Annotated in this window: 14 protein-coding genes; 2 read left to right on the top strand and 12 right to left on the bottom strand. The window is 51.5% G+C overall.

All coding sequences use genetic code 11. The features are described 5' to 3' along the window. Positions 1 to 105: 105 nt before the first annotated feature. The 11 genes from rplA to HDT28_01450 form a co-directional block, all read right to left on the bottom strand. Positions 106 to 792, bottom strand: a complete 687-nt coding sequence (rplA, locus tag HDT28_01500; protein MBD5131259.1) for a 50S ribosomal protein L1 — start codon at positions 790 to 792, stop codon at positions 106 to 108. 3 nt (positions 793 to 795) lie between these two features. After that, entirely contained in the window at positions 796 to 1221 is a 426-nt protein-coding gene (gene rplK / locus HDT28_01495) for a 50S ribosomal protein L11 (protein ID MBD5131258.1), read from the bottom strand. Between the two features lie 246 nt (positions 1222 to 1467). After that, positions 1468 to 2004 carry a transcription termination/antitermination factor NusG gene (gene nusG, locus HDT28_01490; GenBank protein MBD5131257.1) on the bottom strand — a complete coding sequence of 179 codons (537 nt, stop codon included), beginning with the start codon at positions 2002 to 2004 and terminating at the stop codon, positions 1468 to 1470. Further along, positions 2001 to 2303 (bottom strand): preprotein translocase subunit SecE, encoded by a 303-nt coding sequence (gene secE, locus HDT28_01485; GenBank protein MBD5131256.1) that lies wholly within the window; start codon positions 2301 to 2303, stop codon positions 2001 to 2003. Before secE ends, nusG begins: the two co-directional genes overlap by 4 nt. Next, positions 2303 to 2461 carry a 50S ribosomal protein L33 gene (rpmG, locus tag HDT28_01480; protein MBD5131255.1) on the bottom strand — a complete coding sequence of 53 codons (159 nt, stop codon included), beginning with the start codon at positions 2459 to 2461 and terminating at the stop codon, positions 2303 to 2305. The genes secE and rpmG overlap by 1 nt, the downstream gene beginning before the upstream one ends. A 205-nt stretch (positions 2462 to 2666) precedes the next feature. Continuing rightward, on the bottom strand, positions 2667 to 3023 hold the full coding sequence (locus HDT28_01475; protein ID MBD5131254.1) for a hypothetical protein: 357 nt from the start codon (positions 3021 to 3023) through the stop codon (positions 2667 to 2669). A gap of 124 nt (positions 3024 to 3147) precedes the next feature. Then, the gene (locus HDT28_01470; protein ID MBD5131253.1) at positions 3148 to 3303 is read right to left on the bottom strand and encodes a hypothetical protein; all 156 of its coding nucleotides are present in this window, start codon (positions 3301 to 3303) and stop codon (positions 3148 to 3150) included. A 79-nt stretch (positions 3304 to 3382) separates the two neighbouring features. Beyond that, positions 3383 to 5953 (bottom strand): ABC transporter permease, encoded by a 2571-nt coding sequence (locus HDT28_01465; GenBank protein MBD5131252.1) that lies wholly within the window; start codon positions 5951 to 5953, stop codon positions 3383 to 3385. 240 nt (positions 5954 to 6193) lie between these two features. Next, the gene (locus HDT28_01460; GenBank protein MBD5131251.1) at positions 6194 to 6898 is read right to left on the bottom strand and encodes an ABC transporter ATP-binding protein; all 705 of its coding nucleotides are present in this window, start codon (positions 6896 to 6898) and stop codon (positions 6194 to 6196) included. Continuing rightward, positions 6895 to 7410 carry a TetR/AcrR family transcriptional regulator gene (locus tag HDT28_01455; protein ID MBD5131250.1) on the bottom strand — a complete coding sequence of 172 codons (516 nt, stop codon included), beginning with the start codon at positions 7408 to 7410 and terminating at the stop codon, positions 6895 to 6897. Before HDT28_01455 ends, HDT28_01460 begins: the two co-directional genes overlap by 4 nt. A gap of 38 nt (positions 7411 to 7448) precedes the next feature. Next, complete coding sequence (locus HDT28_01450; GenBank protein ID MBD5131249.1) at positions 7449 to 8882, bottom strand: starch-binding protein; 1434 nt, start codon at positions 8880 to 8882, stop codon at positions 7449 to 7451. Positions 8883 to 9007: 125 nt separating this feature from the next. Between HDT28_01450 and HDT28_01445 the strand changes: the two genes are divergently transcribed. Both HDT28_01445 and HDT28_01440 read left to right on the top strand, forming a co-directional pair. Next, entirely contained in the window at positions 9008 to 9805 is a 798-nt protein-coding gene (locus tag HDT28_01445; protein ID MBD5131248.1) for a hypothetical protein, read from the top strand. Between the two features lie 15 nt (positions 9806 to 9820). Continuing rightward, entirely contained in the window at positions 9821 to 11668 is a 1848-nt protein-coding gene (locus HDT28_01440) for a redoxin family protein (protein MBD5131247.1), read from the top strand. A gap of 203 nt (positions 11669 to 11871) precedes the next feature. Here HDT28_01440 and HDT28_01435 read toward each other — a convergent pair whose 3' ends face one another. Next, positions 11872 to 14247, bottom strand: a complete 2376-nt coding sequence (locus HDT28_01435; protein MBD5131246.1) for a hypothetical protein — start codon at positions 14245 to 14247, stop codon at positions 11872 to 11874. Positions 14248 to 14290: the final 43 nt, after the last annotated feature.

Raw genomic sequence — 14290 nt, 5'->3', positions numbered from 1 at the left:
TTTTGTTTCGCCTCGACAAGCCGACCATAAAGGTCATTTGAGTTTCCGCTTGTTGTCTTAGGCAAGCCGTTTAGTCGGCTTGTTATTTAACTAGTTGTTGTAGTATTACAGCTTTACGGCTACTTTCAAGCCGGGGCCCATGGCGGGAGCTACGTACACGCTTTTAAGGTACGTGCCCTTAGCCGCGGCGGGCTTAGCTTTGACGATAGCGTCGATAAGCGTTTCGAAGTTCTCTTTGAGCTTATCCGCACCAAACGACTTTTTGCCGATGATGCAGTGCACGATCGAGGTCTTGTCTACGCGGTACTCGACCTTACCTGCCTTGGTGTCGGCAATGGCTTTGGCGATGTCCTGCGTGATAGTGCCCGATTTGGGGCTGGGCATGAGACCGCGGGGACCAAGGATACGCGCTACGCGTCCAAGCTGACCCATCATGTCCGGCGAAGTGATGACTACGTCGAAGTCGAGATAGTTCTCGTTCTGGATCTTCGCGATAATTTCTTCCGCGCCGACTATGTCCGCGCCTGCTTTCTGCGCAATGTCCGCTTTATCGCCCTTGGCGATGACGAGCACGCGAACGCTCTTACCCGTGCCGTGCGGCAATACTACGGTGCCGCGGACCTGTTGGTCTGCCTGACGGGGGTCGACGCCGAGCTTTACGTGTACTTCGATCGTTTCGTCGAACTTAGCCGTGGCTATCTCGCCGATCTTGTTGAACGCTTCGTTGGTGTCGTAAATCTTGCCTTTCTCTATGGCGCTGATGGCGGCTGTATATCTCTTTCCGTGTTTCATAGTTTAGCCCTCCACCGTAACGCCCATGGAACGCGCAGTGCCCATGACCATGGACATAGCAGTTTCCAGCGAGCCTGCGTTGAGGTCCGCCATTTTGAGTTTGGCGATCTCCTCGACCTGAGCCTTGGTTATCTTGGCGACCTTGTCGCGGTTGGGCTTAGCCGAAGCCGACTCGATACCCGCCGCCTTCTTGATAAGCACCGCTGCGGGCGGGCTTTTGAGAATGAAGGTGAACGAACGGTCGGAATAGATACTAAGCACCGCAGGGATGATAAGTCCCTCTTTGTCGCGAGTGCGCTCGTTGAATTCCTTGACGAAGCCTGCGATATTGATACCGTGCGGGCCGAGACTCGAACCGACGGGCGGACCGGGGGTCGCTTTACCGGCAGGCAGTTGCAGTTTAACGACTGCTTGAAGCTTTTTTGCCATGTTTGCTTTCTCCTTGTAAAAATTTATTTACAATCGCGGTACTGACGAGGTGTTTCCTCTCCCGGACTATAACGAAGTAATAAGTAATAGTGAATAAGTGAACGGTTTAACAGAGTTGCGTTAATTTTTCGTAGGCGCGTGCAAGAGAAGGAAGTCCGAGTGCCGACCGACGGGAGTGTACACCGAAGTACATGACCGAGGGCGGCGCGACGGCTGACGCACTATTGCGCGATGGATACGGAAAATTTACAATTCGATCTTCTCGATCTGGTACGTATCCAACTCCGCCGGCGTCAAACGCCCGAAGATATTGATATCGACCGAGCACTTACCGGTAGTGGTGTTTATGCTCTTGATCTCGCCCGTCATATCGGTGAGCGGACCGTTCACAACGCGGATAGTGTCGCCGACCGCGAAGTCGGTCTTGACGGTGACCTTTTCGAGCTGCATACGGCGGATCTCGTCGTCGGTGAGCGGAGTGGGTTTACCCTGCGGCCCGACAAAGCCCGTTACGCCGCGCGTGCCCGTGATAAGGTGCCACATATCGCGCGTATATATCATTTTAACAAGAACGTACGAGGGGAACATTCTGCGGTGCACTATTTTGCGCTTGCCGTTCTTCTCCTCGACGATATCTTCCATAGGAATACGAACGTCGATAAGCCGATCCTCGATATTGTTCTTTTGGAACGCAGTTTCGAGGTTGACCTTAACGAGGTTCTCATAGCCCGAATAGGTATGAAGTATAAACCACTGCGCTTGGGGAAGCTCTTGATCCGTCATAGAAGCCCTCCTAACCCGTGCGTGGTAAGACTAAGCGCGGTCGTGACCGCTTCGTCGCTGAGCCCGCTGATAAGGAATTCCCACAGCAAGCCGAATATCGCGTCGAACGCCATCATGACAAGCAAGAACGCGATAGTGACCAAAAGGACAATACCCGTTTGTTTTAATACTTTGCCAAACGACGGCCAAGTAACTTTTTTCAGTTCGGAAAAGAAGTCTTTGAAAAAGCGACGAACCTTGCCCGGTTCTTTGCGCTTCTTCTCCTTCTTGTCCTTTTCCTTGACTTTTTCGTCAGCCATTATTTCGTTTCCTTGTGAACAGTGCGCTTTTTGCAGAAACGGCAGTACTTTTTAAGTTCGAGCCTGTCCGGATCGTTCTTCTTGTTCTTGCTGGTATCGTAATTGCGCTGCTTGCATTCCGTGCATTCAAGCGTAATGTTGACGTTTTTCGGTTCCATGACCTACCCTCCGAAAAGTTGCTAAATAAAACACCGCCGAAACGGTGCCTATACAAAGTTTAACATACTAACAATCTCTTGTCAAGCGTTTTATATAAATTACTTACTTTCTTTTTCGAAAGAAAGTAGGCAAAGAAAGCTTATGCTTTTGGTTAGAGCTTGTCTTATCTTTCACTCATCTGTCATTCCGAGAGAAGCTTTTCACTCACCACTCGCGCCATTCCTCGGTGACGTCATCCGCGGGAGTGCTTAAACCGCACTCGACTGCGCTATCCTGTATTATCTGCCAAATCTCCTCGCGCGCATCCGTTTCGATCAAGCAACAATCAGTTTTATCGTTCAGCCTGTTCAAACTAAGCACTATTTTTTTAACCTGTGCCATTATCTTATCGTCGGTCGGTTTCACAAGCTTACCTAATTCGTCAAGATAATCAAAAAGCAAGCCCTCGCATTTTTTTACATCGCCTTTCGAATAACCGCAGTCCTCGTCTTCTCCCATATAGTCAAGCATTGCGGCTACAACGTTCTCTTTTACTTTTTCCTTATATAATTCGATATTCATAATAAATCACTCCTCCATTTTACCGATTATATCACTTTTACAAATACTTTTCAAGCGATTGGCGATTACATTAAACAAAAGTCCGCAAGATATCTCGTACCGTGCGGACTAATGTTTAAGTCGATTATTCACCCAACTCGAAGTGGCTGTTGGCGTGGCGCGTCGGGGGCATTCTGTTGCCCTTCTTGACGCGGACCGAGCCTACGACTTTGCCTTTGGACGAAACGATATTGTATTCGCCCGTTTTGGGGGCAATCTTGCCCGAAGTCAGCTTATCCATTTCAGCATTTTCCTCCCTATATCTATTTTGTCGAAATATAGTAGGAATATACATTTTTATAGTGAATAGTTCCCTTTATCTATTCCACGCTTTTGAGAGCTTCCACCATGGAAATATTTTTTATTCGGGTATTGAACATGAGCGTTGCGACGAGGGAGAACGCGAACGTTAGCACCATGCACCCGATAGCCACGTACCAGCTGAGGAAAGACGAAATAAACACGTTGAACGACGACGAGATATACACGAGGAATAACATAAGCGCGTAGCCGAGCGGCAGCCCGAGCAAGCACCCTATCGCAGTAATGACCAAATTCTCGACGATTATCATGGATGCGGTTTCGCCCTGCTTATACCCAAGCACCATGAGCGTGGCGATCTCGCGCGTGCGCTCTTTTAAATTAGTCGCGGTGATATTGTATATGACCGCCACGGCGAGCACCGCCGCGCCTATCACGAACAGTATCACGGCATAATCAAGCAATGCCATCTTGTCTTTCAGCGCGTCGTAGGTCGACTCGAACGTGCGCGCGTCGCGGACTATCTCGTCGTAGCCTTCGAGAACTTCCATTGCCTCGGCGAGCGTTACGCCGTCCTTAACCGTTACGTACGCGGTGTCGGCGTACAGCCCTATGCCCAAGCTATCGAACAGCCCGTAGCTGCAATAAACCTTTTGCTCGAAATACTCGTACACCACGTGAGTGACCGTAACGTCGAACTCTACGGCGCGGTTATCGAGCGCGTAGCCCGTAACGTGCACCGTGTCGCCCGCCTTAACGCCCAGCTCGTCGGCGAGCGCGGTCGGTATCGCAAACGTTCTATCGTTGAACCTTACGCGTTTCTTGCCCGCAAGGTCGGTATACAGGCGCACGCAATCGGGGTCGGCGTACTCGTCGGTAGTGTCGGTATTGGGTATCGCCATTACCGTCATGTCGGCGAGCTTGCCGTTATATTCGAACCGTCCCGAAAAATCGGGAACGAAGGTCAGCCGCTCGATATACTCCGCGCCGTCCCTGCCCGAAATTTCGCCGACGTCGAACGTGTCGAGATTGACGGGCGCGGCGATAGCGACGGTCAGGTCGTAGCCCGCCGATTTATCGAACTGCTCGAACGAAAAGTCCATATTGTCCTTTAACCCTATTAGCCCGATAAGAAGCGCAAGACAGCCTATGATCCCGACCGATGACAATAGCATACGCATCTTGTGCAGGAACATATTGCGTAGGTTCATTTTCGCGCCGAAGCCGAGCCTGCTCCACAGCCCCGTCCAGCGCTCGGCGAGTATGCGCCTTGTCTTTTTGGGGGGCTTAGGGCGCATAGCCTGCGCGGGCGCGACCCTGAGCGTGCGGTGGCAGGATATGAACGCCGCAAGGCAGGCAAGCGCCGCCGCAACTACGATACCGAGTATAAGGAACAGCACGCTGACGTGCTGAGTCGTGGGCGGCATACTGAACTGCCGCGCGTACAAAAAGTTCAGTAGGTACGGAATAAAGTATAAGCCGACGATCCCGCCCACCGTTCCGCCTATAATGCACGCGAACAGCGCGTAGAAAATGTACGAAAAATAAATACTACCCTTGCCCACGCCTATCGCCTGGATAACGCCTATTTGCATACGCTGGTTATCCACCGTTTTAGTGAGCGAGATGACCGTTATCGCCGCCGCGACCGCAAAGAACATGAACGGCAGAACCGCCGCGAGCGCGGCTATCGTGTCGTTCAGTCCGTTGAACGCCGCGACCGACGGGAAACTCGCGCGGTCGAGACTGTAAGTGAATAGTCCCGCCGCCTCGTCCTTACGCGACAGCATTTGCATAATATCGTCGCTGCTCGACAGCGTGAACCGCTCGAAAAGTTTGCCCGTATCCACGCCGCTGTCGGCGATCACCTTTATGCCGTTGAACACGTCGACGGGCACGTCACCGTAGTCGAGAATAGGCAGTTCGAGAATGCCCGATTTCATGGCGACGATCGCGTTATCCTTGTACAGCGCGATCTCGCCGTAGTTGACGTATGCGAAAATGAACTCGTCGGGCTGGGCCGCCGTGTTGCGAATATTAACCTTATAGATAACGTCGGGCGAATGGTAAACGCCGCTCACGCGAAAAGTGTACGCGACGGGCTCAGCGAAAACTCCGTACTGCGGCGTTTGTCCGCCTCCGCTCTGCGTGCTCATAGTAAGCGTTATCTTGGTAAGCGTATCTATATTAAAGGAAAGATAATCGCCCGCGCCTATGCCGTACTTGTCGGCGGTAACACTGTCGATTATCATTTCGCCCTTTTTGGGCAGCTCGCCCTTTATCATATTGGGCGTGTCTATACCGTCCGTCAGCGTGGTTATCGTCATGTCGAGCTTGGTCTTGCCGATACGCGTTTGCGTATAATACGTGTTATACCCCGCCGCCTTTTTCACGCCGTTCTCTTTCGCAATCTCGTCGACCGCGGGCGCGTTGACGTACATATACTCGGCGCGCGCCGAAGCAAAGTTGCTCGACTCGTAATAATCGCTCACCTGCCTTGTGACGGCGGTCGAGCCTGCCGTGATTCCCGCAAAGAAAAAACACCCGACTATTATTACCACAACAATCGATATGAAGCTGCCTATGGTTTCGCGTATGTCGCGGAACGTTTTTAGCATTATGTATTTCATAGAACAGGGCACAGAGATTGACCCCTTCGGGGCGATTAAATTTTTCTTTATTCAACCTCCCCCTTTGGGGGGAGGGGGACCGCGTAGTGGTGGAAGGGGCATAATGAAGTTGCTCGTAATCGTAGTCTACTACAACTACCGACTTTTCCGTTATGCCCCTCCCCTACCCCTCCCCCAAGGGGAGGGTATGATTTAGTTCAAGTTCAACTTTCTTAAATCACCGCGTAGCGGTGTCGGGCATCACCATTCAATCGTTTCGACGGACACGCGCTCGGCGTTGACGTCGACCTTTTCGACCTTACCGCTGCGCATATGTATGACCTTATCCGCCATGGGCGCGATCGCGCTGTTATGCGTGATGAGCACCACCGTCTTACCGTATTTTTTATTGACGTCCTCTAACAGTTTAAGCACCATCTTGCCCGTCTTGTAATCGAGCGCGCCCGTCGGCTCGTCGCACAAAAGAAGCAACGGGTTTTTGGCGACCGCCCTTGCTATCGCTACGCGCTGCTGCTCGCCGCCCGATAGCTGGCTCGGGAAGTTATGCGCGCGCTCGGACAGTCCTACCCTGTCGAGCGTTTCCTTGGGGTCGAGATGGTTTTGCGTGACCGAAGCCGCGAACTCCACGTTTTCGAGCGCGTTGAGATTGGATATGAGGTTATAGAATTGGAAAACGAACCCCACCTTTTCGCGCCGATAAAGGGTTAGCTGTTTGCGGTTGTATGCGGTCACTTCCTCGCCGTCGACGATCACCTGTCCGCCGCTCGCGCCGTCCATGCCGCCGAGAATGTTGAGGACCGTCGACTTGCCCGCGCCGCTCGCGCCGAGCACGACCACGAACTCGCCCGCGTCGATAGAAAAATCAACACCGTCGAGCGCGGGGATCTCGACCTCGCCCATCTTGTATATCTTGGTTACGTTCTTGAACTCGATAAGGCTCATTATTCTTCACTCGAAAACATTTTTTCGGTCTTGATCCGTCCGTAGTACGCGTACCATTTATCAAGTAGCTGCTCGCGGGGGCAAAGCGCCGTCAGGTCGTCGAGTATGCCGCAAACGAGCGAGGAAAGCTCTTTCTCGCTGTCTGATGCTTCGACGGACTCGGGCGGAACGAACGGCGAAGCGCAGATGAAATCGAAATACGTTCTGTCCTCGGCGGCAAACTCGTCGAGCACCGATTTGACGGCGGCGAGCATTTCGTCCTTGTCCGCGCCGTTTTTGAGTATGACCGAAAATTCGCGGCGCAAAAGATTAAGACGGTCGATGCACAGCATCCGCACTATCTCGTCCTTGCTCTCGAAATACACGTACACGGTAGCCTTGGAATAGCCCGCCTCTTTGGCGAGCATATTCATGTTCATTCCGTCGTAGCCGTGTTCCATCAACAGCCTGTCGGCTGTGTCTAATAAAGTTTTTCTATGGTATCGCGTCGCCGCCTGCTTCTTCTCGCCCGACATAATATTTCACCTTATCGCTTTTTTCGGTTGTGATCAGATTACGGAATGAGCTTGCCCGCAAACTCGGCAAACGCCACGCGCCAGTACGTCTCGTTATGCGTGCCACCGTCCACGTAGTTCTCTATAATATCGGCGGACTTGAACCCGTACGAGGTAAGGTTCTTTATCCTTTGCGTTTCGGGCAAAAGCATATCTTCCAAATCGTGATCGTTCTTGCCGCAATAAACGTAAATCTTCGGCTTATTTGCGCTACCGAAATTCTTGCTCTTATAGAACTTAGTCCAGTCGCTCGTGGTAAACAACCCGTTCGCCGGCGAGAACGCGCCGATATAGCCGTACAGGTCGTTATCCCTAAGCCCGAGATAGTACGAACCGAGCCCACCCGACGACGACCCGACTATGCCCGTCTTTTCGCGGCTACTGTCGACCGAGTAGTTTTTGCTCACCCACGGCATGACCGTTTCTTTAATGAAGTTGCCGAGTTCGTCGAGCTTGCCGTTGGTGAAGTAACCGTACTTGCGCGCGCCCAATTCGGTTAGCGTACCGAAAGACGGACTCATGGTAAGCTCCTGGTCGCGCTGATCGCTGCCGCCGCTGCCGTTATCTATGCCGACGACGATCACGCCGTCGCCGCCGTTTTTGACGAGATTGGTTATAGCCACGTCGACAAACCACGCATTGCTGTTATCTTTCACCGCGCCGAACGCATTCTGCCCGTCGAACATATACAGCACGCCGTACTTCTTTTTAGGCGAATAGTTGGGCGGAGTGTACACCCAAACCTTTTTGCTCTTGTTGCCTATATAGGCTAAGTTTTTGGCGTCCGTAAAAGTTTTTTCGGTAACCTTGCCATAGTCGTCCGTACCCTCGGTAAATACCCCGTCGGTACCGTAATAACCGCTGACGGCAGAGCTAACAACCAAATCTTTGGTTTGGTTGCCGTTGTTGTCGGTGAATATAATTCTATTGTAAACCGAGTAATCGACGGACACCGAGTACTGCTTTTCGCCGTATTCGTTTGAGCCGTTGGCGGTAAGCAAATCACCCGGCCAAGCCTTTTTCGGGCTGCTCGGGGTTTTGCTGTTCCAAAGGTAAGCGTAAACTCTATTCCACTTGCTGTTATAGTAAACCGTTGTTTTGGTGTTTTTCATGGCATTGCTCGTAGGCGTGCGCGTATCGGTGGTCGGAGTTGTAGTGTTATTGCCGTTGCCCGAACCGCCGTTACCGGAATTGTCATCGTCGCCCGTATTGTCCGTGTCGCCACCGGTATTGTCCGTGTCGCCGCCCGTGTTATCCGTGTCACCACCGGTGTTATCCGTGTCACCGCCTGTATTGTCCGTGTCGCCACCTGTGTTGTCAACGATAGGCGGGAGCGTATTCTCATCCCTGTCGTCGCCCGCACAAGCGCAAAAACCCGCGGTAAACGTAGAGATAACGGCTATTAAAATAAATATCGATAAACGGCGTTTCATAGTATACCTCTTAATATTGGTTAAATATCATTGTACCACAATATCCTTGCAAAGTCAATACCGATTGCATTTTATCTTTTCATACTTGACAGCAATCGCGGTATATGTTAAACTTATACTTAATTATGAACAAAACGGAAAAAATCAGATTAATATATTCGATAATCGTGGGGGTGTTCGCGGTAGCGATAGGTATCGCGCTTATTTGCGTTGCCGCGGATATTTATTATTCGGGGCGCGGCACGGGCGTGGTGTTCACGCGAGAGATAGTTTCGGCGCGACTGAAAGAAATAGCGATACCCTTTTTCGTGCTCGCGGGACTTATCGTTTGCGGCGTGATTTTCCCGCTGTATGACGTTAAAGCCAAGCGCAAAAGCGAAGACGCGTTACGCCTTTTATCGCCTAAAACTCCGAGCGGCGGCGAGGGCGAGGACTATGTGCAAGCCGCACAAAACTATAAAAAACTCAAACTCATTCGCTATATAGTATGGGGAGTAGCACTTGCCGCAACGCTCGCCTGCACTATCGCTTCGCTGTGCTATCTTCTTGATACCGCGAACTTCAAGAGCGAGAACGTCACCGCCGAAATATTCGCCATGACGAAAAACGTTCTGCCCTGCGTTCTCGTAAGCTTTGCCGCGCTCGTCGCAGCGGCGGTCGTGAACGGCGTGCTTGCAAACAGACAGCTCGCCGCGCTCAAAGCGATGATCAAAAACGGCAATGGCACGCCCAAAGAAAAGGGCGTTAAGTGGTATGAAAAAATACTTAACACGCTGTCGACCGACCTAGCGCTGTGGATAGTTCGCGGCGCGGTCGCGGTCGTCGCTGTAACCTTTATAATAGTGGGCGCGCTCAACGGCGGCGCGCACGACGTACTTGTAAAGGCGATCAACATTTGCACCGAGTGCATAGGTTTAGGCTGAGAGGGAGGGGAAAACGTGAACGTAGCGTTGATCGTAGTTTTATGTATAGTAGCCGCCCTCGTCATAGCGTTCTTCGTTTGGCGTGGCGTGCGCCATCACAAGCTCGTCAAAAAGACGGAAGAAGCAACGGGCGTCAAGCACCAGCGCCGCACGGTAAAAGAATTTATCTGCGCGCACCTGCCCACTAAGCGCAGGCTCGTACAGATCTATGCCGCGCTTTTGTATAATGCGAACATCAAGGGCTATATCACGGGCAGTATCTACACGAGCGCGACGACCAAGTACGTTTGCGTGCCCGGGCTCAACTGCTATTCGTGTCCCGGCGCGGTCGGCGCGTGTCCGCTCGGCGCACTCCAAAACGCGCTTGCCGAAAGCACCATTCGCGCGCCCTACTACGTTTTGGGCATACTCGCGATCTTCGGCGTTATGTTCGCCCGAACGATTTGCGGCTGGCTGTGCCCCGTCGGGCTCGGTCAGGAGCTGCTCTATAAAATTCGCACGCCCAAGCTGAGAAAGAGCCGCGTTACGCGCGTGCTTTCGTACTTTAAGTACGTACTGCTCGTAGTGCTCGTTATAATAATACCGCTCGCCTACGCGTTCCGCGACCTGCCGCTCCCCGGGTTCTGCAAATACATCTGCCCCGCGGGAACGATAGGCGGCGCAATAGGCTTGCTCATCCACCCCGACAACGCTGAAATGTTCGGTATGCTCGGTGGACAGTTCGCGTGGAAATTCTCACTGCTCGTTTTGTTTATTGTGGCGTCGATATTCATTTTCCGCTTCTTCTGCCGCTTCTTCTGCCCGCTCGGCGCGCTCTACGGCTTCTTCAACCGCATAGCGCTTATCGGCGTTAAGGTCGATAAGGACGACTGCACGAACTGCGGCAAATGTGTAGCCGTTTGTAAAATGGACGTCAAGCGCGTCGGCGACCACGAATGCATCAACTGCGGTCAGTGCATTTCCGCCTGCCCGACCAAGGCAATACGCTGGAAAGGCTCTAAGCTGCTCCTACATAAATCGGCTATCGACGACAAAACGCAAACGCTCGAAAAACCGATCGACCTCACGGCAAACAAAAAGATCTCGCTCGGCGCTACGGCTACCGAAGCGATAACCGAACCTGCTGCGACTGTAGAAACCGAACCCACCGTAACGCCCGAAACGAGCGAAGAAGTAAAAACTGAAACGCCTATTACAGAAACGGCGACGACCAAAGTCGAAACGCCCGAAAAGAAAAAGCGCGGCGCATCGTTCTGGGTACAGCTTGCGGCATGGGTAACGGCAATCATCGTGCTGATAGGCGCGCTCGTATTCTACAACTTTATCGACGTTGAAAAACCCGACGACAGCGGGAACGGCGGCGGGGGCGACGAAGTCAAAATCGGCTATACGGTAGGCGATCTCGCGCCCGACTTCACGGTAGAACTGTACGGCTCGGACGAAAGCTTTACGCTATATGACAACCGCGGCAAAATTACAGTAATCAACTTCTGGGCGACCTGGTGCACGCCGTGCGTAAACGAGATACCCTACTTCAACGAGCTCGCCGCTAATCATCCGGAAATAGACGTTATAGCAATACACGGCTCGTCCACTCGCCCCGTTGAGCAATTCATAAAAGACCGCTGGGGCGAGCTCACAATCTCGCTTACCTTTGCTCAGGACAATCTGAACGGCGGGAACTGCTTGACCTATCTCCTGCTCGGCGGCAAGTCCACTTGGCCCATGACGGTGATCGTCGACGAGGACGGCTACGTGATATACAACAGCACTCAGTCCTTCCACGATTACGAAGATCTCGAAAATAAGTTCAAGAAGCTTGTCGAGGAACGCACGAACGCCGATAACGAAGCGCAAGAATAATTAATAAACGTTAAACCCCCGCCACGCAGAGTAATTACGCAGCGGGGGTTTTTATTGCTTTACGGGGGAAACCCTTTCTAAGGCAAGGGAATGATTTTAGGTCGCAGTGACTATCCCGTTACAACGAACTACGGCGGTAACCGTTCGGTTATCGCCGTAGTCGTGTCTGTTATTTAGATTGCCGAAATTAGCTTAACGACATCTTAGGCTATGAACTGCCATTCGGATTGATCGCTACCGACAAGCTTTATAGTACCTGCCTCGGAATCGAACGTAACGGTGTATACTAAATCGGCAGTTACCCAATTATCCGCATCTATTACCCAACCATCGGGAACGGTGAAGGTATAAACGCCGTCTTCGTTTTTCCAAGAACCGCTTTCCACTTCGTCGTACTCGCCTTCATCACCGAACTGCTGTTCAATGGAGAACTGCCCGTTAGCTTTTACGACCAGCCTATACTCTTCATCGGTATACGCAACGGTAATCATGCTCTGGGATTCCTGATCCCAAACTCTTTTGTCGTCGCCAACTGCTACTTCTTTCTTTACTTTATCGAAATCATCGGTTTCCTCGTTATACACTTCGTCGAAATACACGTGTTTTACAAACTTGTATTCTCCTACGATCACGTCAGCCTCGGGTTCTACGTCATAGTAGTAAAGCGGGAACATCCAGCCGCATTCAAGATCGGCATCTTCGGATATTAAATAATAGAACAAGTCGTAATTAGTTTCGTAGAACTTTTCGAGGAAGTCTTTGAGTTCGTTAGTAAGCGGGTAAACGCCGTCTGCGTTTACGAAGTTCGCGTAGCAGTTTTGCGTTTTATATTCGCTCTTATCGGGTATGACGGGAGTAGGCCCAAATCTACCGTCCACATAATCATACTCGTCAAAACCACGCAGGAACAACGTATAATCGGTCGTAGTCGTGTCTTTGACGTAAGTATATAACGGACTCGCCGTGAACGCCTCTGTTCCCAAATAAGCAAGGCTACCACCGTCGGCGTACCTTGCAGTATCAAGATTGCCCGTAATATTTACTACTACGACTTTGCCGTTATACGTATATACCTGATTTTCGTCGTCGTAAACAAGCTCCGCCGAGCCGTCCATAGGAACGCCGATAAGGGTAGTTCCGGCTTGCTTATCGGCAAACTTGGTAAGCGTATCCTTTACCTCGGCATATTCGTATTTTTTCTCGCTTTCATCCGATTTTTTGAGCTCTACCGAAATCGTTACGGGATAACTATCGGCTTTAACCGCTACCGCATAGTAGACGGTGGCTTTTTGAGAAAAATCAGTAGCGGAATAATCGATTTCCGCGCTTGCGTTCTTGGCGTATTCGTCATCGTCGGCGGGAGCTTTTTCGGGCGTTTCGCTGGGCAGTACCGTTGTGCTTGCAACGTACGCGTTAACGTCGCTCTTAACGGTCAAGGTGTACTTGCCCGCCGCGTTGGGATTAAACTCAATAATAGCGTTGGTATCGGCTTTGCCTACGGTGAGTTCGAGCGTGCCGCCCACGCCGCTGTAAATAAGATACGAGTTGTACGGAATATCGAGCACGGAATTGAGTTTGACCGTGGTATTGCCCTCGTTTGCGGCGTAAATATAATAGGTATTGCCTTTTACAAGGTTCATGCCTCTTCCGGTCGGGATGAATTCTTCGGGAGTGCCGCTCACCTTAAACGTTTGGCTGTAATAGTAGTTAAGAAGCTGTTCACCGGTGACCTCGTCGTTCTGGTGGAGATTGTACATACCGGTTAGCTCGGGGGTGAGTACGTAGTAAACGCTTTCGCCCGGTTTGAGATCGCCCTTTATATTATATGCCTTGCGCGCGGTATCGAAGCCGTGCACTTTATTGCTTGCCGCAAACGCCTTTTTTTCCGTATCCGTCATGCCGTCTTTGGAAAGGTCGATAGTATTGAGCTTGTAGATCTTGATCGTCATTTCGGTGACGGTCTCGCTGAAATCGGCGCCGGTGTAGTAGCTGCTTTCCTGACCTAATTCGTAGCCCTCGAAAATATATCCTTCGGGAAGGTCGATGATCTGAACGTGATACGAGTCCTTATCTGCTTCTATACGCGCTACGCCGTTAACGGGCGTAACGGGTTGAAGGCAGTTAGACGCGTCGGAAGCGTAGCAAATGCCGACCTGATAATTGCCCTCTACAGTGAAGGGAGTGCCGTCCTGGTTAACAAGGTTTACTACGTACGCAAACTTCCTGTTGAGCTTGATTGTGTAATCCCTGTCGGTTGCATTGAGCTTTAACTCGCTGTCCGCGGGCTCTTCATAGCCGTCGGGGAGCTTATTTAAAGAAAGCTCATAATCATCGGGGAGAAGCTCGAACGAAACTTTGCCGTCCTCGCCGGTCGTCTTGGGGTCGAAGGACGCGCCGCCCTTGTTGACGGTTACCTCGACGCCTTTTACGGGCGTACCGTCATCCGCCGTAACAGTGATGGTGTACGTTTCCGCTTGATTGGTAGGCTCGTCGCTGCACGCTGCGAGCAAGCCGAAGCAAAGAGCAGCGCAGAGCGTAAGAATGATAGCAAGTATCGATCTCTTACTGTGTTTTACCATAATTTTACCTCCTAAGGTTGATTACTGATTGATACGGGGTGAA

The sequence above is a fragment of the Clostridiales bacterium genome (assembly GCA_014799665.1).
Lineage (GTDB): Bacteria > Bacillota > Clostridia > Christensenellales > Pumilibacteraceae > Anaerocaecibacter.
This window is presented reverse-complemented; position numbering and strand designations above follow the sequence as displayed.